The organism is Halochromatium roseum (genome assembly GCF_016653315.1).
Classification (GTDB): Bacteria; Pseudomonadota; Gammaproteobacteria; order Chromatiales; family Chromatiaceae; genus Lamprobacter; species Lamprobacter roseus.
Map to the genome: position 1 here is coordinate 1 of NZ_NHSH01000083.1, position 21,216 is coordinate 21,216.

22 protein-coding genes are annotated in these 21,216 nt (G+C 62.5%); 10 read left to right on the top strand and 12 right to left on the bottom strand.

From position 1 onward, the window contains the following. Positions 1-52: 52 nt before the first annotated feature. The 7 genes from CCR96_RS23035 to CCR96_RS23060 all read right to left on the bottom strand — a co-directional run bounded on the left by CCR96_RS23035 (position 53) and on the right by CCR96_RS23060 (position 6,282). Positions 53-1,273, bottom strand: coding sequence for a DNA adenine methylase (locus tag CCR96_RS23035; protein ID WP_242519322.1), 1,221 nt, complete (start codon positions 1,271-1,273; stop codon positions 53-55). Then, positions 1,165-1,620 carry a DUF1156 domain-containing protein gene (locus CCR96_RS24905; protein ID WP_242519320.1) on the bottom strand — a complete coding sequence of 152 codons (456 nt, stop codon included), beginning with the start codon at positions 1,618-1,620 and terminating at the stop codon, positions 1,165-1,167. Before CCR96_RS24905 ends, CCR96_RS23035 begins: the two co-directional genes overlap by 109 nt. 49 nt (positions 1,621-1,669) lie before the next feature. Then, a complete protein-coding gene (locus CCR96_RS23040; RefSeq protein ID WP_201224206.1) occupies positions 1,670-1,945 on the bottom strand; it encodes a type II toxin-antitoxin system RelE family toxin in 276 nt (91 codons plus the stop codon). Between the two features lies 1 nt (position 1,946). Continuing rightward, positions 1,947-2,159, bottom strand: coding sequence for a hypothetical protein (locus tag CCR96_RS23045; protein WP_201224208.1), 213 nt, complete (start codon positions 2,157-2,159; stop codon positions 1,947-1,949). Positions 2,160-2,223: 64 nt separating this feature from the next. After that, the gene (iscB, locus tag CCR96_RS23050; RefSeq protein WP_201224210.1) at positions 2,224-3,570 is read right to left on the bottom strand and encodes an RNA-guided endonuclease IscB; all 1,347 of its coding nucleotides are present in this window, start codon (positions 3,568-3,570) and stop codon (positions 2,224-2,226) included. Positions 3,571-3,856: 286 nt separating this feature from the next. Beyond that, the gene (locus tag CCR96_RS23055; protein WP_242519321.1) at positions 3,857-4,135 is read right to left on the bottom strand and encodes a UPF0175 family protein; all 279 of its coding nucleotides are present in this window, start codon (positions 4,133-4,135) and stop codon (positions 3,857-3,859) included. Positions 4,136-4,176: 41 nt separating this feature from the next. Next, positions 4,177-6,282 carry a helicase-related protein gene (locus tag CCR96_RS23060; RefSeq protein WP_201224212.1) on the bottom strand — a complete coding sequence of 702 codons (2,106 nt, stop codon included), beginning with the start codon at positions 6,280-6,282 and terminating at the stop codon, positions 4,177-4,179. 284 nt (positions 6,283-6,566) lie between these two features. Here CCR96_RS23060 and gatB point away from each other — a divergent pair, with 284 nt between their 5' ends. Continuing rightward, positions 6,567-8,009 (top strand): Asp-tRNA(Asn)/Glu-tRNA(Gln) amidotransferase subunit GatB, encoded by a 1,443-nt coding sequence (gene gatB / locus CCR96_RS23065; protein WP_201224214.1) that lies wholly within the window; start codon positions 6,567-6,569, stop codon positions 8,007-8,009. A 110-nt stretch (positions 8,010-8,119) separates the two neighbouring features. Here gatB and CCR96_RS23070 read toward each other — a convergent pair whose 3' ends face one another. From CCR96_RS23070 to ppsR, 4 genes are all read right to left on the bottom strand, one after another. Further along, positions 8,120-9,526, bottom strand: a complete 1,407-nt coding sequence (locus CCR96_RS23070; protein WP_201224216.1) for an NAD(P)(+) transhydrogenase (Re/Si-specific) subunit beta — start codon at positions 9,524-9,526, stop codon at positions 8,120-8,122. A gap of 6 nt (positions 9,527-9,532) precedes the next feature. After that, on the bottom strand, positions 9,533-9,823 hold the full coding sequence (locus CCR96_RS23075) for a proton-translocating transhydrogenase family protein (RefSeq protein ID WP_201224218.1): 291 nt from the start codon (positions 9,821-9,823) through the stop codon (positions 9,533-9,535). A gap of 117 nt (positions 9,824-9,940) precedes the next feature. Beyond that, entirely contained in the window at positions 9,941-11,032 is a 1,092-nt protein-coding gene (locus CCR96_RS23080) for a Re/Si-specific NAD(P)(+) transhydrogenase subunit alpha (protein WP_201224226.1), read from the bottom strand. Between the two features lie 226 nt (positions 11,033-11,258). Continuing rightward, positions 11,259-12,074, bottom strand: coding sequence for a posphoenolpyruvate synthetase regulatory kinase/phosphorylase PpsR (ppsR, locus tag CCR96_RS23085; protein WP_201224227.1), 816 nt, complete (start codon positions 12,072-12,074; stop codon positions 11,259-11,261). An 84-nt stretch (positions 12,075-12,158) separates the two neighbouring features. Here ppsR and CCR96_RS23090 point away from each other — a divergent pair, with 84 nt between their 5' ends. After that, a complete protein-coding gene (locus tag CCR96_RS23090; protein ID WP_201224228.1) occupies positions 12,159-12,623 on the top strand; it encodes a hypothetical protein in 465 nt (154 codons plus the stop codon). Positions 12,624-12,647: 24 nt separating this feature from the next. Here the strand turns inward: CCR96_RS23090 and CCR96_RS23095 are convergent, their stop codons facing one another. Continuing rightward, entirely contained in the window at positions 12,648-12,899 is a 252-nt protein-coding gene (locus CCR96_RS23095) for a HypC/HybG/HupF family hydrogenase formation chaperone (RefSeq protein ID WP_201224229.1), read from the bottom strand. A 168-nt stretch (positions 12,900-13,067) separates the two neighbouring features. On the opposite strand from CCR96_RS23095, the gene CCR96_RS23100 reads away from it, so the two are divergent. The 8 genes from CCR96_RS23100 to CCR96_RS23135 all read left to right on the top strand — a co-directional run bounded on the left by CCR96_RS23100 (position 13,068) and on the right by CCR96_RS23135 (position 21,006). After that, a complete protein-coding gene (locus CCR96_RS23100; RefSeq protein WP_201224230.1) occupies positions 13,068-13,556 on the top strand; it encodes a HyaD/HybD family hydrogenase maturation endopeptidase in 489 nt (162 codons plus the stop codon). A gap of 188 nt (positions 13,557-13,744) precedes the next feature. Further along, positions 13,745-14,194: a hydrogenase expression/formation C-terminal domain-containing protein gene (locus CCR96_RS23105; RefSeq protein ID WP_201224231.1), complete on the top strand. Its 450-nt coding sequence runs from the start codon at positions 13,745-13,747 to the stop codon at positions 14,192-14,194. Positions 14,195-14,226: 32 nt separating this feature from the next. Beyond that, entirely contained in the window at positions 14,227-15,324 is a 1,098-nt protein-coding gene (locus tag CCR96_RS23110) for a hydrogenase small subunit (RefSeq protein ID WP_201224232.1), read from the top strand. 8 nt (positions 15,325-15,332) lie between these two features. Further along, positions 15,333-15,983: a hypothetical protein gene (locus tag CCR96_RS23115; RefSeq protein ID WP_420827294.1), complete on the top strand. Its 651-nt coding sequence runs from the start codon at positions 15,333-15,335 to the stop codon at positions 15,981-15,983. Continuing rightward, positions 15,980-17,314 (top strand): (Fe-S)-binding protein, encoded by a 1,335-nt coding sequence (locus tag CCR96_RS23120; RefSeq protein WP_201224233.1) that lies wholly within the window; start codon positions 15,980-15,982, stop codon positions 17,312-17,314. Before CCR96_RS23115 ends, CCR96_RS23120 begins: the two co-directional genes overlap by 4 nt. Beyond that, positions 17,311-19,095 (top strand): nickel-dependent hydrogenase large subunit, encoded by a 1,785-nt coding sequence (locus CCR96_RS23125; protein WP_201224234.1) that lies wholly within the window; start codon positions 17,311-17,313, stop codon positions 19,093-19,095. The genes CCR96_RS23120 and CCR96_RS23125 overlap by 4 nt, the downstream gene beginning before the upstream one ends. Positions 19,096-19,394: 299 nt before the next feature. Continuing rightward, entirely contained in the window at positions 19,395-20,201 is an 807-nt protein-coding gene (locus tag CCR96_RS23130; protein ID WP_201224236.1) for a MotA/TolQ/ExbB proton channel family protein, read from the top strand. Next, the gene (locus CCR96_RS23135) at positions 20,194-21,006 is read left to right on the top strand and encodes a flagellar motor protein MotB (RefSeq protein WP_201224238.1); all 813 of its coding nucleotides are present in this window, start codon (positions 20,194-20,196) and stop codon (positions 21,004-21,006) included. The genes CCR96_RS23130 and CCR96_RS23135 overlap by 8 nt, the downstream gene beginning before the upstream one ends. Positions 21,007-21,216: the final 210 nt, after the last annotated feature.

Genomic DNA, 21,216 nt, shown 5'->3' on the forward strand with positions numbered 1-21,216 from the left:
CGGGAATGAGTGGGAGTTCGATCACAGCGGTTCAGGCAGGGACTTGTCGGGGTCAGGATGAGAGTGTCTGGTCGCCATGGTAACGCAGCAGCGACTCCCGGTTGCCATGACTTATTGAGAAGTTACTCATTGGGATTGCTTGTCTGCCAAAGGTATTTCGTAGCGCCTCCATTTTTGGGCTTGAATCCCAAGAACAGATCGTCGAGCCTCGATCAGCGCTTCGACTGATTGCAAATCCCGAATAGGTTGCTAACGCATCCCCATAAGCTGTCGCACCCTTTCCAAGTTGATCAATCCCCAAGCCATCATCCGCCATGCCAGCCGCTTCGGCATCGGAAATTGCTTTCTCGCGCGCCTCTTGCACGAGATCGGAGAAGGTCGTCAGGGCGACAAGCTGGCGTGGGGTGAAAAGATCGCCGTAGGTTGTTAGCCCATAGTCGACGGTCCAGAAATTTCGCGGATCATCCGGCAGAGCGGTCTCTGGCTTCCAGATTGGGTCTGGCAAGTCCGCGCAACCTTCCATGTCTTGCGTTGGCGAGAGATAAACCCTCCCTCTCTTCCCTTCAGCGACAACGGCCATCAACCGAGCCTGCATGCGACCCGCCTTACCTTCGGCCTTAATGTATTTACCCTCAAGCGGCGTACCTGAGAGCACGCAGCGAAAGTTCGCTCCGCGGGAGAGCTTCGTCCCGCTCTTCGCCCCATCCGGCGGCGTCCCAACCCGCACCTCAAACCGATAGCGATCCCCATCAACCACAGGCTCCACCCAAGCCTCTTTGCCCTTCTTGCTCGACAGCACAAAGCTCGAGGCCAACGGCACATCGACATGACTAAACGCCGGATTCGGGCTCTTCACCGTCCGCGCCCAGAGCCAGGCGATTACCGTCAACTCCTGCCCCTCGTAAGCCTTCAGGTCAGGCCGCTCGGCGACCATCTCCGGCGTGATCTCGACCTTGGGATAGAGATGCCCGATGCGCTTGAAGGCCTCCTCACGCATCCAGTGCCCATAGCGGCGCACGTCCTCGGCCAGCCCCGTTGCTCCAGGCCACTCGCGCGGAAAGCTCTGTTGCTTCTCGCCTTCGGGGATCGGCCCCACCGGCGCACGCCCGGCAAACTTGGGCGGGATCTCGATCATCGCCTTGTTGATCATCACCGCGACCGGGTTCAGGTCGCTGGCGTAGGCCTCCAGGCCGAGCCGCTGCGCCTCCAGCGGCAGCGCACCACCGCCGGCGAACGGATCATGGAAGGCGGGGAGCTTGTCTGGATTGAACAGCTCGGCGGCCTGCGGATGGTCGCGCGGGCGCGCTCGAGCACCGCCTCGTTGTTGGTGTTCTCCCACTTGACCAGGTCGCGGATGATGGCAAAGAGCTTCTCGCGCTTGATCTCCGCCTCTTGCTTGTTGACGCCGTATTTGAAGCCGCCGTCCTGCTGATAGCCGGGGTCGTTGACCATCTGCGCGAAGATCACCGCCCGTGCTGCTGCCAGCGGTCGCCTTGCCCACCATAGATGCAGGGTGCTCGGATGCCCGTGGCGGATCGACTTCTCGCGCGCCGAGGCGACGTTGATGTCGTCGAGCGGCAGGGCGACCTCGATCAGCTTTTTTGGCGATTTGATGGGCATGGATTGTGACGCTTGGGTTTCTAATGCGAGTGGTCAGTACGGGAGGGATTCATGGGCGCGGGAGATCGCGGTAGACCTCGCGCCGGTGGCCGATCTTGACCACCAGCACCAGCAGCGTTTGGTCCTGGATCTGTGCGATCAGGCGATAATCGCCGACGCGGTACCGATAGAGTTGACGCGGACCTTGCAGCACCCGGCCCAACTCGCGTGGGTCATCATGCTCGGTCAGTCGCGCCATGAATGACACCAACCGCTGTTGCACTGGGCGATCAAGCTTTGCCAGCTCACGCTTGGCGCGCGGCTTTAGGGCAATCTGCCAGGGCATCTCAAAGCTCCAGTTCGCGCTTCACCTGCTCCAGCGGAATCGGTGCTTCATCATCTGCCAGCGCCTCTAACGCATCGGCAAGATCCTCGGCGTCTTCCAAATAATGTTCCACGAGGGCTGCAATCAGTTGTTCTGGAGTCTGGCCACTCGATCTGGCTAATCCAGCCAGTGCAGTTGCAGCCTGATCAGGAATGTGCACGCTAAGATTTGTCATCAGTCTTGCGCGAGAAACCCCGCCCTTCAGGGCGGGGAGGGAAAGCGCACCGCGCGCAGCGCGGTTAGGCAACCCGTCTCGCTTCCTCCGTTAACGTTGGGTGAATAGCATAGCCATAACCGTCGGCGCGTTGCACCACGCGGCAATGGCGGTGTGAAATCCCTTGGACCACGCCGCGCGCGGTCTGGATGTTGAAGGAGCCTGTCTTGCGCACCGCGACCCGTCCCACATGGTTTCCGGCGTGCTTGCCACTCGGCACCTCGGCAACGACCCGATCCCCGGTCTGGACGCCGTGGATGCGCTTGCGCCGGGTGAGGTAGCCGCGCGGGAAGCCGAAGCGATCGAGTCGGGTACGCTGATAGCTTCCCCGCCACGTGGCCTTGATGGCCAGCGTCGGTCTGTTCCATCCATGCAGCGCCTCAAGCGGCCCGACACAGACGGCATCGAGCGCATGGGTCTTGGGAATCCCGAGGCGCTGGCGGTTGTACTTGGTCTGAGCGCCGGAGCTGCTTGCCACGGGTAAACCTGTGGCCTTGAGTCGCTCAAACAGCGCCCAGCGGGTGGCATTCACAGCAGCGGCATCCCTGAGTGGCGTCTTGGCCTGCGCCTGGATGCGGTGCAGCACCGTTGGTTTGTCCTTGAGAAAATGCTCGATTGGCTGGCTGCCCTTCCGTTCGTTACAGGGGGCACAAGCCAGGGTCAGGTTGCTGACCCGATTCGAGCCGCCCCGGCTCTTGGGCTGGATGTGTTCGATCTGGAGGGGGACGCCCTGGGCGCCGCAATAGGCGCAGGTGCGGTGCCATTTCTCCAACAGGTATTCGCGCACTTCGTAGCCAGCGAGTTCGCCTTGTTGGTAGTCGATGCCGCTGATTTCGGGATTCTGCATCGCTTGGGTGTCGAAGCGCACTAACTCTTGATGGAGGCTGGTGATCGGTGCGAGACGCTGTAAGCGCGCCACCCAGCTCAGGGTGGTGTCCAGGCGATGGCGCAGACTCGGCGCGAGCCAGCCTTGGGGCTTGGTGCGATTGAGGAAGCGCGGGGCGCGATGCCGCAAGTTCTGTGTGCGGCGGCGACGCCGAGAGGCGCGGCGCGATGCCAGCCTGTCACGAATCTGAGCGCCGCGATGGGTGAGTTCACCCAGCCACACCACATGCGCCTCACGGCGCACCTCGCCCGTGTCGGGGTCGAGGGTCTCGTCTTCGCGCACCAATGCTATGCCTGTGGTCCGGCTGCCCGGATCAAGCTGCAAGCGCAGCGGTTGGGTCTCGCCGCCGAGGCGGTCTTTCAGCCGGATGGTGAAGGGGTGCAGCCGCACCACCACAGCCCGCCCGCGTTCCAACAACAGCCGCGCCCGCTTCTCTGAGCAGGGCATCAGTGGGTGCTTTTTCTTGTCCAAAACAAAGACGGCCATACGGTTCTCCAAAATCAGCGCCCTTACGGGCCTGGTGACAGAGCCTTGCGACTCGCTCCCCTCGGGCATGTGCACCACCGGCTCCCGCCTCGCGGCAGCGATCAGCACATTCGGCGTTTTACCTTGCGCCAGCATGATCCTGATCTTCCAGGGTCCGGGACTGAGGAAGCATCCCGGAGTGGGTCTTCACGACCTGTGATGCACGGAGCGGGTTTTCACCGCTTGCCCTGGTCAACCGAGCTTGCTTTCACAAGCTCCGGCCTTTAGGCCGGGGTAGTTGACTTGCTCAAAAAGATTGGTGTTGTCCCGTCTCAAGGGTATTGAACGAGTCGCCAAGCTCAAAGCCCAAGCTGAGATCCTCGCGCGCGGTGTCGTCCTCAATTCGAAATCCGTAGCCGAAGTGCTCCTTGAGTCTGTAGTGGAATTCCTCATAGCCCAGACCGGACAAGGCCGCGGCTGTCCCAAAGCTCACCTTGCCGGCGTGATATAGGCTGGCGGCCAGGAAGAAGTCTTCCGCGCCATCGCCGAAAGGCTCCAAGATCGTTGCAAAATCAGGATGTGTCATCGGTGCAGACATCGGGCGTTGCTGACTGATTGGCGATCTGGTCATGCTAGCGCATCTGCGGCAACTGCCCGCGCCAGTAGCTCATCCAAACGGTAGTTGATACTGGCGACCCCAAAGTCAGGCTCACTACTGAACGGATTGCGCAGGTAGAACGGCCCCTCGGTCTGCTCGCCATCGACGATGACGATCGCAAGGATGAACTGCTCGGCCTGGTTCAGCCCGTAGAGGATCTCGTTGCGGCTGACGGTGATGGTGCTCTGGCCCTTGGCGCGACCCTTGACCTCGATGTGGCGATCGGGCGGTAACGAGCCATCCGGCTTTGGCGGCGGGCGGGCAGTGAGATCCCAACCGCATTTCTCGGCGCTGACGTCCTTGACCTGATGGCCGAGCGCGGTCTCCGCGGCGCTGACCGCTTGCATGGCGATCCGCTCGATGCGGGCGCGCGCCTCGGCATCGGCCTGGGCATCCGCTGCGGGCGGGGTCTCGCCTTTGCGCGCGGCGAGCAGCCCTTGCGGGATCACCAGCGCGCCAGCCATCACCACCGGGGTGCTGGAGACGACCGTCTTCATCGCGGTCAGCTCGGCGGCGCGCTGCTGCAGCCGCGCGCTCAGCTCATCGACCCGGCGCTTGGCCATCTCCGGCTGCATCCGCGGCTGCTTGCCGGCTTTGACGTCGTCGGTCAGCTTCATGTAGCGGTCGGACCAGTGGCTGATCTCCTTGATCAGGCGTTCATGCACCGCCTTCAGTTGCTTGTCGGCTTGGCGCTCGCGGCGGGCTTTGACCTCGGCGTAGTGTTTGGGCACCAGGTGCTGAGAGGCATGGCTGAGCGCAAGGGCCTCAAGGTTGGCGTTGAGCCAAGGGGCTTGCAGAATATCGCTGATCAGCGCCTGATCTGCCGGGTCGAGCGGCACGAGATCCAGATGCGGTGCCCAGCCGGCGCGGGTCGCTTGGCCTTGCGCGTCGAGTTGCACGAACTGCAAGCGGCGCGAGGCGAGGCGCTGCTGGCCCTGAGCATCGGCGCTGCTCTCGCGCAGGCCGTGCTCGATCATGAACAGCACCTTGGGCTCTAAGCTCTCATCGGTCGGATCGACCAGCACCGCGCCCTGCTTGAGCTTGGGCCGGTGGGCCTGCAGGATCAGGTCGATGCAGGCGTGCATCAGCGGGTGCGCGGGGTGGATCAGGTCCGCCATGGGTTTGCCCGGTTGGCGAACCTGCTGCTTCTCGAAGCCGATGCGCTCGTACTTCTTCAGCACCGGGGTGCGGGTCTCGCCGATGACGCGGTCCCGCTCGCGGATCAGCGCCGGCACATGCTTGACCTCGTAGCGGCCGGCCTCGCGGGGTCGTAGCTCACCACCGAGCTGGGCGAAGGCCTCGGTGAAGAAGGCGCGGATGAAGTAGGGCTGTAGCTTGCGCGCCTCGGCCTTTTCCATCTCCTCCTTGACCGCATAGAGGTCTTCCAGGCCCATCTGCTGCTCGACCAGGGCGTTGCGGCGCAGGATCGCCTTCAGATGCTCGGCGTCGAGTGCGCCCTCGATCACCTGATCCATACGCGCCTTGACCTCGGGGTCATCGCCGTAGCGGATGGCTTCGACCAGCAGGTCTTTCAGCGAGACGTTGTCGAAGGCCTCGCCGAGCACGTCGAAGACCTTGCCGCCGAGGGCGGCGCGCTCGACCTCGATCTTGTCGAACAGCTTCTGGAACACCTCGCCCTCGCGGGTGCCCTGGGCGACGATGTTCCACAGGTGGCAGACCTCGGTCTGACCGATGCGGTGGATGCGCCCGAAGCGCTGCTCGAGGCGGTTGGGGTTCCAGGGCAGGTCGTAGTTGACCATCAGGTTGGCGTTCTGCAGGTTGACGCCTTCGCCAGCGGCGTCGGTGGCGACCAGGACCGTCACCTCGGGGTCGTTGCGGAACTCCTCTTGGATCTTCCGGCGCTCATCGCGGTTGGTCGCGCCGGAGATGCTGCGCACCGCTTGCGGGTTGCCGAGCAGGTCTTGGATGCGGGCGATGGGGTAATTGAGCGTGTCCTTGTGCTCGGTGAACAGGATCAGCTTGCGGCGGCGGCCGTCGGCGGTGAACAGCTCCGGCTGGTCTTGCAGCAGGCTGGAGAGTTGTCCCCACTTCTTGTCGTTGCCGCAGTGCCCCATGCGTTGACGCCACTACACCCTGACCTTGCGCGTCTTGAGTCGTCAGAGCCACTGATACTACGCCGCGGCGCGACCGAGGCGATTTGATCTAGGGCAAGCGAAACCAGGGGCCTTGCGTCTGGCTTTTCATACGCTGGCTTTCCTGTCGCGAGCTTCTCAGTTGCGAGCTTATCAGTCGTCTTGGGCTAGAATGCAGCGTCATCCGCAACCAGACGCCGGCCGCCCCGTTCCGTGGCAAGAGCGCGGCAACAGCGCGGCAAGCCCCCAACGAGAACCGAATCCGCATGCAATGGGAACCCGTGATCGGGCTGGAGATCCATACCCAGCTCGCGACTGAATCGAAGATCTTTTCCGGCGCCTCGACCGCCTTTGGTGCGGAGCCGAATACCCAGGCCTGCGCGATCGATCTCGGCCTGCCGGGGGTGCTGCCGGTGCTGAACCTAGGCGCGGTGCAGCGGGCGGTGCAGTTCGGGCGCGCGATCGGGGCTGAGATCGCGCCGCGCTCGGTGTTTGCGCGCAAGAACTACTTCTACCCGGATCTGCCCAAGGGCTACCAGATCAGCCAGTACGAGCTGCCGATCGTCGGCAAAGGCAAACTCGAGATCGTTCTCGACGATGGTACGCAGCGGACCATCGGTGTCACCCGCGCGCATCTTGAAGAAGATGCCGGTAAGTCACTGCATGAAACCTTCTCGGGCGCCGGCGGCGGGCTCACGGGGATCGACCTCAACCGCGCCGGCACGCCGCTCTTGGAGATCGTCTCCGAACCCGATCTACGCTCGGCCGAAGAGGCCGTGGCCTACGCGCGCAAGATCCATCAGCTAGTGCGCTGGATCGGCATCAGCGACGGCAACATGCAGGAGGGCTCGTTTCGGGTCGATGCCAATGTCTCGGTGCATCGCCCCGGTGCCCCCTTCGGCACCCGTGCCGAGATCAAGAACATCAACTCGTTCCGCTTCCTACAGAAGGCGATCGAATTCGAGATCGAGCGTCAGATCGAGCTGCTCGAGGACGGCGGCAGCGTGGTACAAGAGACCCGGCTCTATGATGCCGACAAGGACGAGACGCGCTCGATGCGCAGCAAGGAGGAGGCCAACGACTACCGCTACTTCCCCGATCCAGACCTGTTGCCGGTCGAACTCGACGAGTCCTTTGTCGAGGCGGCCACCGCCGAGCTCCCCGAGCTGCCCGATGCGATGCGGCAACGCTTCCGCGACGCCTACGGCATCGGCGACGCGGATGCCGTGCAGCTCACCAGCAGCCGCGCCACGGCGGCCTACTTCGAGACGGTGGTCGCGCTCACCGGCGATGCCAAACTCACCGCGAACTGGATCAACGGCAGCCTCGCCGCGGCGCTGAACAAGGCCGGGCTCGAGATCAGCGACAGCCCAGTCAGCAGCGAGCAGCTCGCCGGGCTACTCAAACGCATTCAAGACAACACCCTCTCCGGCAAGATCGCCAAGCAGGTGTTCGAGGCGATCTGGGCCGGTGAAGGCGACGCCGACCAGGTGATCGAGGCCAAGGGCCTGAAGCAGATCACCGACAGTGGTGCCATCGAGCAGATGATCGATGCGATCATCGCCGCCAATCCCGCGCAGGTGGAGCAATATCGGGCTGGCAAGGAAAAGGTCTTCGGCTTCTTCGTCGGCCAGGTGATGAAGCAGAGCCAGGGCAAGGCGAATCCGCAGCAGGTCAACGACCTGCTCAAGGCCAAGCTCAAGGGCTGAGCCAGATCCCGCGCGGCGATGGACAGCGATTCGCTGAGCTTCAACGGGATGGAGCCCGGAGAACCGCCTTTGTAAGGCAGCCCCCGGTCTCCGGCTTAAGCCCAGTCAGCTCAGTGCCCGCCGCCCTTCAGCGCCGAGACAATGCCTTCGATCGTATCCTTGGCATCGCCAAAGATCAGCGAGGTGTTGTCTTGATAGAACAGCAGGTTATCAACACCTGAGTAGCCCGGACGCATGGAGCGCTTGAGGAAATAGACCTGCCGCGCCTTACCGGCATCAAGGATCGGCATGCCGTAGATCGGGCTGGTCTTGTCTTCCTTCGCGGCTGGGTTGACGACATCGTTCGCGCCCACCACCAGCACCACATCAGTGCTCGGGAAGTCCGGGTTGATCTCGTCCATCTCCAGGACCTGATCGTAGGGGATGTCGGCCTCGGCCAGCAGCACGTTCATGTGGCCCGGCATGCGCCCGGCGACCGGATGGATCGCGAACTTGACCTCCACATCACGCGCCTGTAGCAGCTCCATCATCTCCTTCAGCGCATGCTGCGCCTGGGCCACCGCCATGCCGTAACCGGGCACCACGATGACGCGGTTGGCATCCTCCATCCAATAGACCGCATCCTCGACCGAGGCCGACTTGACGCCCTTCTCGGCGGCCACTGAGCCTGCGCTCTCACCACCACTGCTGTCGGTGCCGAAGCCGCCGAAGATCACGTTGATGATGCTGCGGTTCATCGCCCGGCACATGATGAACGAGAGGATGGCACCGGAGAAGCCAACCAGCGCGCCGACGATGATCAGCAGGTTGTTATGCAGCGTGAAGCCGGTCGCCGCCGCCGCCCAGCCCGAGTAGCTGTTCAGCATCGAGATGATCACCGGCATGTCGGCGCCGCCGATCGGGATGATCAGGGTGCCGCCGAGGGCAAACGCCAGCAGCGTCATCAACACCAGCGAAACCCAGCTACCGGTATGGGCGAAATGCACCGCCAGGGCGATGGTGGTGATGGCGATCAGGGCATTCAGCGCATGCTGTCCGAAGAACTTGATCGGCGCCCCGGACATGATCCCCTGCAACTTGGCAAAGGCGATCACCGAGCCGGTGAAGGTGATCGCACCAATGACGATGCCGGCCGAGAGTTCGCCCATGAGCAGGGCATTCAGCGTGTCGGCCTGGGCGCGGTTGATGAAGGTGCCGATGGCGACCAGGACCGCGGCCATGCCGACAAAGCTATGCAACGCGGCGACCAATTGCGGCATCGCCGTCATCTGGATGCGCATGGCCACGACAATGCCGATCACCGCGCCAATGGCGCCAGCAAAACCGATCAACCAGTAGCCTTGCACCTCGGCACCCGCCAGGGTCGCGCCGATCGCGATCGCCATGCCGAGCATGCCGAACAGGTTGCCGCGACGCGCGGTGGACGGATGCGTCAGCCCCTTGAGGGCGAAGATGAAGAGGATCGCCGAGACCAGATAGGCCAGCGCTTGAGTGGTTGGAGAGAGTGGCAGTTCCATCGCTGATTAGCCCCGTTTCTTCTTCTTGAACATCGACAACATGCGATGCGTGACCAGAAACCCACCGAAGACGTTGATGCTAGCGAGCAGCACCGCGAGAAAGCCGAAGAAAGAGGCGGCGATACCGGCTTCTTCCAGCCCGGTGACCAGCAAGGCGCCGACCAGTACGATACCGGAGATAGCATTAGTCAGCGCCACCAGCGGCGTGTGCAGCGATGGCGTCACGCCCCAGACCACGTAGTAGCCGATGAAGCAGGCGAGCACGAAGACATAGAGCGCGAGGATGGATTCAGGCATCCGGTAGACTCCGATGTGAAAGGTGAATGGCAGCGGCGCGGTCCAGCAGCCGAGCACGTTTGGGCAACCTCGACGCCGAGGTCCGCGGCCTCGGTGATGCGGTGATGCGAACAGCGCTCAGCGCGCGATGAGCATTGCCGCGGTGATCTCGTCTTGGGTCAGATCCTTGAGCACCAGGCCCTTGTCGGTCGCGTCGACCATGATCTCAAGGAGGTTTGAGAGGTTCTTGGCATAAAAGGCGCTCGCGTCGGCCGGAACCATCGACGGATAGTTGGTATGACCAACGATGATCACGCCTTGATGGTCAATGACCTGATCAGGCTCCGAGAGCTTGCAGTTGCCACCATTGGCCGCCGCAAGGTCGACGATAACCGAGCCGGTTCGCATCCGCTCGACCACCTCGGTGGTGATCAGCTCTGGTGCCGGCCGGCAGGGGATCAGAGCGGTGGTGATGATGACATGCGCTTTGGCCAACTCCTCCCCGAGCAATTGCTGCTGGCGGGCCTTGGCCTCGTCTGACAACTCCTTCGCGTAGCCGCCCTCGCCCGCGCCACTCTCGCCAAGATCCAGCTCAATCGGCTTGGCACCCAGCGAGGCGATCTGCTCCTTGGTCTCTGGGCGCACGTCGTAGGCGAGCACGTCAGCGCCGAGCCGGCGTGCCGTCGCGATCGCCTGCAAGCCAGCCACACCAGCCCCGAGCACCACCAAGCGCGCCGGTTTGGCCGACCCGGCCGAGGTCATCATCATCGGGAAGAAGCGCCCGTAGTGAGACGCCGCTTCGATCACCGCGCGATAGCCGGCGATATTGCTCTGCGACGAGAGGGCGTCCATCGACTGCGCGCGTGAGATCCGCGGCATCCGCTCCATCGCCAGCACCTGCACGCCATGCTCAACCATGCGCGAGAGTAGCGGATCATCGCCGCAGCCCTCAACCAGGCTGATGTAGACAGCGCCAGAACCCACCGCTCGCGCCTCATCGTCACTCGGCCGTCGCACCTTGAGCACAATGTCAGCTGAGAAACAGGCATCGCGCTCGACGACCTGGGCCCCGGCCTCGGTGTAGGCCGCATCCGTGTAATGTGCAGCCACACCAGCGCCAGCCTCAACCAGCACTTCGAAGCCCTTGGCGACGAGTTTCTTCGCCACCTCGGGCGTGGTCGCGACGCGCCGTTCGCCGGCGAGCGTCTCTCTTGGAATACCGAGCTTCATACAGTCGCTTCCGGGTAATGTCGATTCAGGGGGCTCAGTGCAGGGCTTCTGCCAGTGCCCACTTATGCGCGCCGCTTAAGACCTGTCACGGACCCGCGCAAGTCGGCCAACCTGCCTCAGCTCCACATGCGCGTCTACGTCTCGGCGCCAGCGGTCAGCTGCTGAGCAAGGCTTCGATGAAAGCGCGGCATTATCGACGCTCGGCAGTCTGATCTCAATGGCCGCGTCAGTGCTGGCCAGCATTTCGCAGACCCCGCAGCACCTGCGCCGAGATCTCCTCGATCGACTGGCTAGTGGTATCCAGCACCGGCACCCCGAGCCGGCCCAGCATCTCATGCGCCAGACGGATATCGTTGCGACAGCGTGCCAGTGACGCATACTCGCTGCCCGGCCGGCGTTCCTCACGGATCAGATGTAACCGCCGCGCCTCGATAGTGAGGCCGAACACCTTGTCTTTCACGGCACAGACCTCGGGCGGTAGGGCCTCACGCTCGAAATCGTCCTCGGTGAGGGGATGATTGGCCGCGCGCAGACCGTAGTGGATCGCCAGATAGAGACAGGTCGGCGTCTTGCCAGAGCGCGAGACCCCGACCAAGACCACGTCCGCGTGGCGGAAGTTGTCCGGACGCATGCCGTCGTCGTTGCTCATGGCAAAGTTGATCGCCTCGATGCGCTTGGTATACATGCTGGGCTTGGTGATCGCATGGCTGCGCCCAGACTCGCGGCTGGGCGAAACACCCAGTTCCTGACTGAGCGGCTCGACAAACTGCTCGAATAGCTCCAAGTGAAAGCAATCTCCTTCTTTTAGGATCGCGGCGATCTTGGCATCGAGCATGGTCGAGAACACCAAAGGGCGGGCACCGTCGCGCTCCGCAGCCTCATGCAGTCGCTGCGTTAGGGCACGCGCGCGCGCCTCGGTGTTGATATACGGCATGTAGACCTGCTCGAAATCGACGTTGTCGAATTGCGAGAGGAGACTATGACCGAGGGTCTCGGCGGTGATGCCGGTGCTCTCGGAGACGAAGAAGACGGTTCGCTTCATGGGCTTGTGATTCACGTCAATGCGGTGTAGTTAGTCGAGGCAAGATAGTAGGCGATGGCAAGAACATTAGGAGACTGACCTCTCATGGCGACCATCAGTAACGACAAAGCGCTTCGTGATCTGCTCGAGCAGCTCTCCGTCGAGCAACAACGCCTGCTCGGCTTACGGTTTGCGCAGAGCCTTATCCACCTGAGCCGCGATGAACGGGTGAAGCGGGCTATCGAGATCGGACTGCGTACCGATGCCTCTGAGTCGGAACTCGAAGACGCCTATCGCGGCGCCAAGGCCTGGTCGACCAAGACCTATACCGACTGCGGCAAAGACACCGACTGGCTCGCTCAAGGCGATCATTTCGTTGCCGCTGCTGTTGCCGCTGCGCTGACACCAGACAGCATGCTCCCGGACAACAAGACCAACCGGGCCTGGAAGGCGGCCATGCATGCACGGATGGCCAACAACTGCGAGTTGGTCGAAGGCGAAGGCAACGCCCACCTCGATGAGGTCAAACGGCAGTACGAGATTGCCAGCGAGTTCGTCAGCGCGGATTGATCTCGCTAGCGGCTCTCACTGCCGTCACCGCTGCTCAGCCCCGGCGGCAGTGGCCTCGGCCGCAAGCATCTCGTCATACACCGACCAGGCGTCAGCGGCACGCTCCGCTGAGATCTTCTCGATCGCATGGCCAAGGTGGATGACGACGAAATCCCCGACCTCCAGCTCCTCCGGGTCGAGCATCAACAGGCTCACCTCGCGCTCGATCCCCTTGGCCTCACAGCGCGCGCCGAATCCATTGATCTCGAGAATCTGCATCGGAATACCCATGCACATGGAACCGCTCCCATCATCATGTCGCAATGCGTTGAGGCTAAGCCGCGGGCAGGGACCATCGCAAGCGGCTTACATCAATGCCCGAGCCGATCCCCGAGCCGATACGCCCATTTCACGCACTCGCTGACGACCGGAGTGCCCAACAGACCAACGACAGGAGCCGCCAACATGCCCGCCACAGGTACCTTGATCCTCGGACTTGGCAACATCCTGCTCACCGATGAAGCCGTCGGCGCGGTTGTCTTGCAGGCCTTGCAGCCGATCGCCGCAACCGACCCCGATCTCAACCTCTATGACGGCGGCACGCTCAGCTTCACCTTGGCAGGCCCGATTGGCGACGCGGCGCGGTTGATCGTGGTCGATGCCGCCGCGATGGGCGATCCAGCGGGCACCGTGCGCCTGTTCGAAGGCGAGGCCATGGACCGCCAGCTCAGCACACACGCAAAGAGCGTGCACGAGGTCAGCCTTGCCGATCTCTTCGATATCGCGCGACTCACGGACACGCTGCCCAGCCAACGCGCCTTGATCGGCATTGAGCCGCAAGAGGTCGATTGGGGGGATCAACTCACCCCGCCGGTGGCCGCAGCCGTGCCTCAGGCCATCGCCCTGATCCAGGATCTACTGCGACGCTGGCGCGAATCTGAAGATGAGGAGTGAGTCATGCTGGATTCCAGCCTCCCTCTTCACTCTCTCCTCACTCCTCTCCACTCACTTCTCTCCTCAAGGCCATGAGATTTCGCAGGAAACAACAGGGTTATTAGCCCTGTTGCGACAAAGGATGCCATAGGTCAAACACGGCCGAATAAGCTCTGCCTAACATAAGCATCAACCGATGGAGGAGCCTGATGGCGCAGCTCGCCAACATTCCCATACGCATCGAGCAGCCCGAAGCCGAGCCGCAGCAATTCGGCAACGCGCTGCCGATCCTCAATGAGATCCGTCATGCGCTGGCTCGGTTCGCTGAGAGCGCTGAGCCGACCCGCATTGATCTCGCCGCCATGCCCTTCGGCCCCGGCGACGAAGAGCACTTGATGGCACTGCTCGGCCGTGGCGAGGTCGAGGCCACCATCGACGCCCTCGGTCCCACCCGCGTCTGGGAGACTCGCTTCCCTGGGGTCTGGGTGCTCGACTACGCCAATGTCGAGGGCGAGCGCATCGCGCTGCAGATCGAGGTCGACGAGATCCCGCAGATGCTGCGCACCCAGCGCGCCGACATCACCGACTCATTGACCGCACTCGACGCCGCACTGGCGTCGGCAACCGCGGCCGATCCGGCGGCTGAGTCCCGCCACTGACCGCCGATCTTCCAGCAATGGCAGGAGCAACGATGGCCACATCGAAGACCTTAGGCGAGAGCCTGCGCCAGCACGGGGTGTCACGCCGTGGATTCCTCAAATTCTGCGCCGCAACAGCGTCGATGATGGCGTTGCCACCCAGCATGGCGCCAGCAATAGCACAGGCGCTCGAGAAAGCGCGCCGGCCGTCCGTCATCTGGCTCTCCTTTCAAGAATGCACCGGCTGCACGGAATCCCTGACCCGCAGCTTCTCACCCACGGTCGAGAACCTGATCTTCGATGTGATCTCGCTCGACTATCATCACACTCTGCAAGCAGCCGCTGGCGATGCCGCCGAGCACGCCCGCGAGCAGGCGATGAACAGCAACGCCGGCGAGTATCTGGTGGTGGTCGACGGCTCCCTGCCCGGCCCCAAGGCCAACCCTGGCTATTCGACCATCGCCGGCATCAGCAACTACGACATGCTGATGGATACCATCGATGGCGCCGCTGCGGTGGTTGCGGTCGGTACCTGTGCGGCCTTCGGCGGTCTGCCGAAGGCCGACCCCAACCCGACCGGCGCCGTCTCGGTGCAGGACCTGGTCAAGGACAAGCCAGTGATCAACGTCTCCGGCTGCCCGCCCGTGCCCATGGTCATCACCGGCGTGCTAGCGCAGTTCCTCACCTTCGGCACCATTCCCGAACTCGACGAATATGGCCGCCCGCGCGCCTTCTTCGGCCAGTCGATCCACGATCGCTGCTATCGTCGGCCGTTCTACGACAAGGGCAAGTTTGCCGAATCCTTCGACGACGAGGGAGCCAAGGCCGGCTGGTGCCTGTACCGGCTCGGCTGCAAGGGACCCATGACCTACAACGCCTGCGCGACCATGAAGTGGAACGGCGGCGCCAGCTGGCCGGTCGAGGCGGGCTATCCCTGCCTCGGCTGCTCCGAGCCAGATTTCTGGGATGCTGGCGGCTTCTACAAGGCGCTCTCGGTGCCGACCGGCTCACCCGGTGATGTCTTGCTCACCGCGGGCGCTGTCGGCGCCGCGGTCGGCGTCGGCGCGGGCCTGATGAGTCGTAACCAGGGTAAGCAGGCCGCCAAGCATCACGACAAGGTCACCGCCGATCAATTAGAGGAGAAACTCTGATGACGCCGATGGATTTCCTCCTCCTGACCAAGGGGCCGCTGTTCAGTCTTGCGATCGCAATCTTCGCGCTCGGCATCCTGATCCGGCTGTTCGAGATCTTCGCACTCGGCCGCGCCCATAACTATGCCGCGGCGCGCGGCAACGAGGTCATTCCGGGCCTGAAGACCATGTACCGGCGCTTCAACCCGGACCCGGGCACCTTCCAGCGCTCGACCTTCGATGTGGTGGTCGGTACCCTCTGGCACGTCGGCTTCGTCATCGCCTTGCTGCTGTTCATCCCACACATCGAGCTGATCAAGAGCACGCTCGGGGTCAGCTGGCCAGGGCTGCCGAACCCGGTGGTTGACGCGGTCACCGCCATCACGCTGCTCGGCCTGGTCGCCGTCCTCATTCATCGGCTGACCCATCCGGTGAAGCGCTTTCTGAGCACGCCGCAGGACTATCTGATCTGGGCGGTCACCTTCCTACCGGTGCTGACCGGCTATCTCGCCTATCACCGGCTGATCAATCCGTATCCACTGGCGTTGGGCATGCATATCCTGAGTGCTGAGATCTTTCTCATCGTGCTGCCCTTCACCAAGCTCACGCACATCTTCACCGCCTTTGTCGCGCGTTACTACAACGGCGCCATCTTCGGCCGCAAGGGGATTCAATCATGACCCATGGTGCCCACTCATTTTCCGTCGAGCGCGGACTCAATGCCTGGCGCGAGGAGATCGACGCACCGGTGGCGGCCTTCTTCTCGAGCTGCGTGCACTGCGGCCTCTGCGCCCAAGCCTGCCCATTCTTCGTCGAGACCGGCGACCCGAAGTACACGCCGATCCACAAACTGGAGCCGATGCGGCTGCTCTGGGAGCAGGAATTCACCCTCTGGGGCAAGCTGAAGAAGACCGTCAAAGATCGCCTCGACGCCAAGCTTGGGCGCGAGCCGAAGCCGCTGATCACCGACGCGATGCTTGAGGAATGGGAGCCGCTGCTCTATGACTCCTGCAGCATGTGCGGACGCTGCTCGATGGTCTGCCCGGTCGGCAACGATATCCATTACATGATCCGCAAGGCGCGCGAGGGCATGGTTGCCTCCGGCCATTCACCCGAGGGCCTGGTCGCTGCCTCAGTGCGCGCGGTGAACACCGGCAGCCCGATGGGCCTGCAGTGGAAGACACTGGATGTGCAGATCAAGCATGTCGAGACCTCCAGCGGACTCGAGGTGCCGATCGACAAGCAGGGCGCCGATTATCTGGTGCTGCTGTCGTCGATGGAGATCATCAACTTCCCCGAGTATCTCGAAGCCATCACCAAGATCTTCGACCACGCCGGCGTCAGCTGGACCCTGAGCCAGACCTGCTTCGAGGCCACCAACGCCGGTATCCAGATCGGCTCCAAGGACATCGCCGCCACCCTGGTGCAGCGCGTCGTCGATGCCGCTGAGCAGTTGCAGGTCAAGAACGTCATCAGCCCCGAGTGCGGCCATGCCTACACGGCGATCCGCTGGGAAGGCCCGAACGCGATCAAGCGCGCCTATCCGTTCAAGGTCTACCACATCATCGAGGTGCTCGATCAGCTGCGCGCCGACGGCCGCATCAAGACCGAGGGCAAGGAGATGGACCGCCTGTCGATGCACGACCCTTGCAACCTGGCCCGCAAGAGCGGCGTCGTCCAGCAGCAACGTAGCCTGATGGATCTGGTCGCAAGCAACTTCGTCGACCTCAAAGAGCACGGCGAATTCCAGTGGTGCTGTGGCGCCGGCGGTGGCGTCAGCTCCAACGAGCGTGCCGAGCCGCTGAAGCTGGCCGCGTTCAAGCGCAAGAAGGCACAGATCGAGGAGGTCGAGCCCGAGCGCATGGTGACCATGTGCGCCACCTGCCGCACCCAGCTCGAAGAGGGCCTAGAGGAGTTCAACATGGACATCCCCGTGGTCGGGCTGACCGAGATCATCGCCGATCATCTGGTCGAGAAAGAGGTCGAGAATAAGAAGGCTGAAGAATCATGAGCGAGCGCGTCGTCGTCGACCCCATTACCCGCATCGAGGGTCATCTGCGCATCGAGGCGGAGATGAACGGGCAGGATATTGCCAAGGCCTACTCGTCCGGCACCATGGTGCGCGGACTCGAGATCATCCTGCGCGGGCGCGACCCGCGGGACGCCTGGGCCTACGCACAGCGCATCTGTGGCGTCTGCACACTGGTGCACGGCATTGCCTCGGTACGCTCAGTCGAGGATGCGCTGAACTATCCGATCCCGCCGAACGCGCAGCTGATCCGCAACCTGATGATCGGCGCCCAGTACATCCATGACCATGTGATGCACTTCTATCATCTGCATGCGCTGGATTGGGTGGACGTGGTCTCGGCGCTCAGCGCCGACCCAGCCGCAACCTCGCAGCTGGCGCAGCAGATCAGCGCCAAGACCGCGGCGGATCTCGGCACCAGCAGTTGGGCAAAGTCCTCACCCGGCTACTTCAGCGACATCCAGAAGCGGCTCAAGACCTTCGTCGACGGTGGCCAGCTCGGCATCTTCGCCAACGGCTACTGGGGCCATCCGGCCTACAAGCTGCCGCCCGAGGCCAATCTGATGGCGGTCGCGCACTATCTGGAAGCGCTGGCCTGGCAGCGCGACGTGGCTCGTCTGCATGCCATCTTCGGCGGCAAGAACCCGCATCCGAACTTCATCGTCGGCGGCGTCGGCTCGCCGATCGATCTGAATTCAGACTCGGCGATCAACTCGAAGAAGCTGTCTCAGGTGCAGGACATCATCAAGTCCATGCAGGCCTTCGTCGAGCAGGTCTATATTCCGGATACCCTGGCCATCGCCGGCTTCTACAAGGATTGGGCGCAGAAGGGCGAGGGCCTCGGTAACTTCCTCTGCTACGGCGATCTGCCCTACAGCGGTTCCAGTGTCGACAGCAGCGACCTGTCGGACCTCCTATTCCCACGCGGCGCCATCCTCAACCGCGACCTCAGCAGCATCCATCCGGTCGATCTGCATGCCGAGGGCGAGATCCAAGAGTTCGTGGCCCACGCCTGGTACGACTACAAGGACGGCAAGCAGGCCGGCCTGCATCCCTACCAGGGCGAGACCAAGCTGGACTATGACGACCGTGGCGGCCCCAAGCCGCCGTACAAGCAGCTCAATGTCGACGACGGCTATTCTTGGCTCAAATCGCCGCGCTGGAATAACCACTCGGTCGAGGTCGGGCCGCTCGCGCGTATGTTGCTGCTCTATGCTGACAGCAGCGCACCCGCACACCCCCAGGCCAAGGAGCTGGTCGACTATTCACTCACCACCTTGGGCCTACCCGTCGAGGGGCTGTTCTCGACACTCGGGCGCACCGCCGCCCGCACGCTGGAATCGAAGATCGTCGCCGATGCGATGCAGACCTGGTATGACGCCTTAACCGTCAACATCCGCGCGGGCGACACCCAGACCTTCAATGACGCACTCTGGGAGCCTTCCAGCTGGCCGAAGCGGGCGCGCGGTGCCGGCTACATGGAGGCCCCACGCGGCGCGCTTGGGCACTGGATCGTGATCGAGAACGAGAAGATCGCCAACTATCAGGCCGTGGTGCCCTCGACCTGGAACGCCGGACCGCGCGATCCCGCTGGCATTCCGGGGGCTTATGAGGCCGCGCTGGCCGACAACACCCAGCTGCATGATGCGCATCAGCCACTCGAGATCTTGCGTACCATCCACTCGTTCGACCCCTGCATTGCCTGCGCCGTGCATCTCGCCGACCCGAAGACGGGCGAGCAGATCGAGATCAAAGTGAGCTGAGCCCGTTAACCTGAATCTCACGCGATTCATGTTCCATGGGTGGCGCCGCGCCATGAGTGTTAGGCCGAGCCCACTCCCCACGGGGAGTGGGTTCGGGCGACCCTCTCCACCTCAGCGTGATATTAAACACATCTCCTTCGGCTCAACTATAGAGGGCTAGCTTGCGACATCTTTCCTACCCTTGAAGCCGACGAAAAAGGGTTATCATGGTCCACCGCGGGCAGTGCTTCTATGCACTCCGGCGCTCATCTCACTCAGTAGTACACACCGTTCGGGCAGTTGACCTAAGAGGCTAACACATGGACTTGGCGACCATTATCGGGATGCTCGGCGCCACGATCATGATCGTAGCGGCAATATCGCTTGGAAGTTCGCCGCTGGTCTTCGTCAATCCAGTGAGCCTGCTCATCGTTATTGGCGGCAGCATCCTGATCGTGCTCTCGCAGATGAGCTTTTCGGAGGCACGCAATGCATTGAAAGCGGCCATCAAGGCGTTTAAGTCCAGCTTACCGGACGTTGAATCGACCATCGACGAGATGCTCGATATCGCCAAGGTCGCACGCAAGAGCGGCCTCCTTGCGCTCGAGGACCATGAAACCGACTCGACATTCCTCGCCCAAGGGCTGCAGATGCTGGCCGATGGATACGCACCGGACATGCTCAGGGAAGTGCTCGACAAAGAGCGCTTGCTGACCCTGGAGCGCAATCGCTCAGGTGCCCGTGCGTTCACGCTGCTTGCCGAGGTTGCACCCGCAATGGGCATGATCGGAACCCTGATCGGCCTGGTCGATATGCTCTCCAATATGGAGGACCCGTCATCGATCGGGCCAGCGATGGCAGTCGCCCTGCTGACCACCCTCTACGGCGTGCTGATTGCCAACGTGATTGCGACCCCGATTGCCGAGAAGCTAGAACTCCGAACCCTGCAGCAAGAACAATTGCAATCGCTCTGGACCGACGCCCTGCTCGCCATCCAACAGGGCCGCAACCCCCGGATTGTCGAGCAGATGCTGATGACCTACCTGTCCCAAGAGCGCAGGGAGAAGCGTGACGACGCCGATGCGTCTCAGGCGGCGGAGACAAGCGACGAGGCCGGTAATGCCTAAGAAGCGCGTCAAATGCACCAAGATACCACCCTGGATGGTGACCTATGCCGACCTGATGACGCTGCTGCTTTGCTTCTTCGTGCTCATGCTCACCTTCGCCGAGATCGATGCCATCCGCTTCAAACGTCTCGCCGGCGAACTCGCCAAGGCCTTTGGTGTGCAACGGGACGTCCCAGTAGAGGCGATCCCGATGGGCACCAGCCCAATCATGCGGGAGTTTACACCGGGTCGCGTTGAGCCGATCCCGTTCGAGGAGATTCGCCAAAAAACCAGTGTTGAAAAACCCACGCTCGCCTCAGGCGAGATCGACTCCCGTGTCGCTGAGCGGCTCGCCGAGCTTCAGGAACGACTCAACAGCACGATTCGCGAGGTGGAGACGGGCGGCAATGTGGCCGTCGAGCGCGATGGGCTGGATATCATCATCCGCATCGATGAGAAAGGGAGTTTTCCGTCGGGATCGGCCGAGATCAGCGGTTCCTTTGAGAGCTTGCTTGAGGCGCTCTCGAGCGAATTGAGTGAGATGCCGGGCTATATCGCAGTCGACGGCCATACCGATAATGTCCCGATCAACAGCCAGCGATTCGAAAGCAACTGGGATCTCTCGGCGATGCGCGCTGCCGCGGTGACGAATGTTCTCCTGAGGAACCCAAACCTTGAGCCGTGGCGCCTGATCGTCCTCGGGCATGCCGAAACCCGCCCTCTGGAGCCGAACGACACGGCCGAGCAACGGGCCCGCAACCGACGCGTCGAACTCAGTCTCCGTGCTGGTGAGGAGATCGAGCGCGAACTCGGCATCAGGGAGTGATCCCGGGGCCCGACCCAGCAACGGATTAGACCAGCGGATTAGCCCAGCGGGTTAGACCAACAAGCCAGATCATTGCCGCTGTATCCTTGTGCGCTGTTATGTAAGTGGCTGCCCATGTTCTACTTCCCGATGCTTACCTGACCCTGGCCCTCAAATCTGGCCCTCAAATCGGGAAGAAATTGATGGACAGTTGCTAAGGTTGTGCACGCT

Excerpts from the sequence above, each read along its gene's own strand:
- CCR96_RS23070 (WP_201224216.1), bottom strand. The coding sequence starts at position 9,526 with ATGGAACTGCCACTCTCTCCAACCACTCAAGCGCTGGCCTATCTGGTC.
- CCR96_RS23135 (WP_201224238.1), top strand. The coding sequence starts at position 20,194 with ATGCCTAAGAAGCGCGTCAAATGCACCAAGATACCACCCTGGATGGTG.
- CCR96_RS23075 (WP_201224218.1), bottom strand. The coding sequence starts at position 9,823 with ATGCCTGAATCCATCCTCGCGCTCTATGTCTTCGTGCTCGCCTGCTTC.
- CCR96_RS23115 (WP_420827294.1), top strand. The coding sequence starts at position 15,333 with ATGGATTTCCTCCTCCTGACCAAGGGGCCGCTGTTCAGTCTTGCGATC.
- CCR96_RS23040 (WP_201224206.1), bottom strand. The coding sequence starts at position 1,945 with ATGCCCTGGCAGATTGCCCTAAAGCCGCGCGCCAAGCGTGAGCTGGCA.
- CCR96_RS23110 (WP_201224232.1), top strand. The coding sequence starts at position 14,227 with ATGGCCACATCGAAGACCTTAGGCGAGAGCCTGCGCCAGCACGGGGTG.
- ppsR (WP_201224227.1), bottom strand. The coding sequence starts at position 12,074 with ATGAAGCGAACCGTCTTCTTCGTCTCCGAGAGCACCGGCATCACCGCC.
- CCR96_RS24905 (WP_242519320.1), bottom strand. The coding sequence starts at position 1,620 with ATGCCCATCAAATCGCCAAAAAAGCTGATCGAGGTCGCCCTGCCGCTC.
- CCR96_RS23125 (WP_201224234.1), top strand. The coding sequence starts at position 17,311 with ATGAGCGAGCGCGTCGTCGTCGACCCCATTACCCGCATCGAGGGTCAT.
- CCR96_RS23045 (WP_201224208.1), bottom strand. The coding sequence starts at position 2,159 with ATGACAAATCTTAGCGTGCACATTCCTGATCAGGCTGCAACTGCACTG.
- CCR96_RS23100 (WP_201224230.1), top strand. The coding sequence starts at position 13,068 with ATGCCCGCCACAGGTACCTTGATCCTCGGACTTGGCAACATCCTGCTC.
- gatB (WP_201224214.1), top strand. The coding sequence starts at position 6,567 with ATGCAATGGGAACCCGTGATCGGGCTGGAGATCCATACCCAGCTCGCG.
- CCR96_RS23080 (WP_201224226.1), bottom strand. The coding sequence starts at position 11,032 with ATGAAGCTCGGTATTCCAAGAGAGACGCTCGCCGGCGAACGGCGCGTC.
- CCR96_RS23120 (WP_201224233.1), top strand. The coding sequence starts at position 15,980 with ATGACCCATGGTGCCCACTCATTTTCCGTCGAGCGCGGACTCAATGCC.
- CCR96_RS23090 (WP_201224228.1), top strand. The coding sequence starts at position 12,159 with ATGGCGACCATCAGTAACGACAAAGCGCTTCGTGATCTGCTCGAGCAG.
- CCR96_RS23060 (WP_201224212.1), bottom strand. The coding sequence starts at position 6,282 with ATGGGGCACTGCGGCAACGACAAGAAGTGGGGACAACTCTCCAGCCTG.
- CCR96_RS23095 (WP_201224229.1), bottom strand. The coding sequence starts at position 12,899 with ATGTGCATGGGTATTCCGATGCAGATTCTCGAGATCAATGGATTCGGC.
- CCR96_RS23130 (WP_201224236.1), top strand. The coding sequence starts at position 19,395 with ATGGACTTGGCGACCATTATCGGGATGCTCGGCGCCACGATCATGATC.
- CCR96_RS23055 (WP_242519321.1), bottom strand. The coding sequence starts at position 4,135 with ATGACACATCCTGATTTTGCAACGATCTTGGAGCCTTTCGGCGATGGC.
- CCR96_RS23105 (WP_201224231.1), top strand. The coding sequence starts at position 13,745 with ATGGCGCAGCTCGCCAACATTCCCATACGCATCGAGCAGCCCGAAGCC.
- iscB (WP_201224210.1), bottom strand. The coding sequence starts at position 3,570 with ATGGCCGTCTTTGTTTTGGACAAGAAAAAGCACCCACTGATGCCCTGC.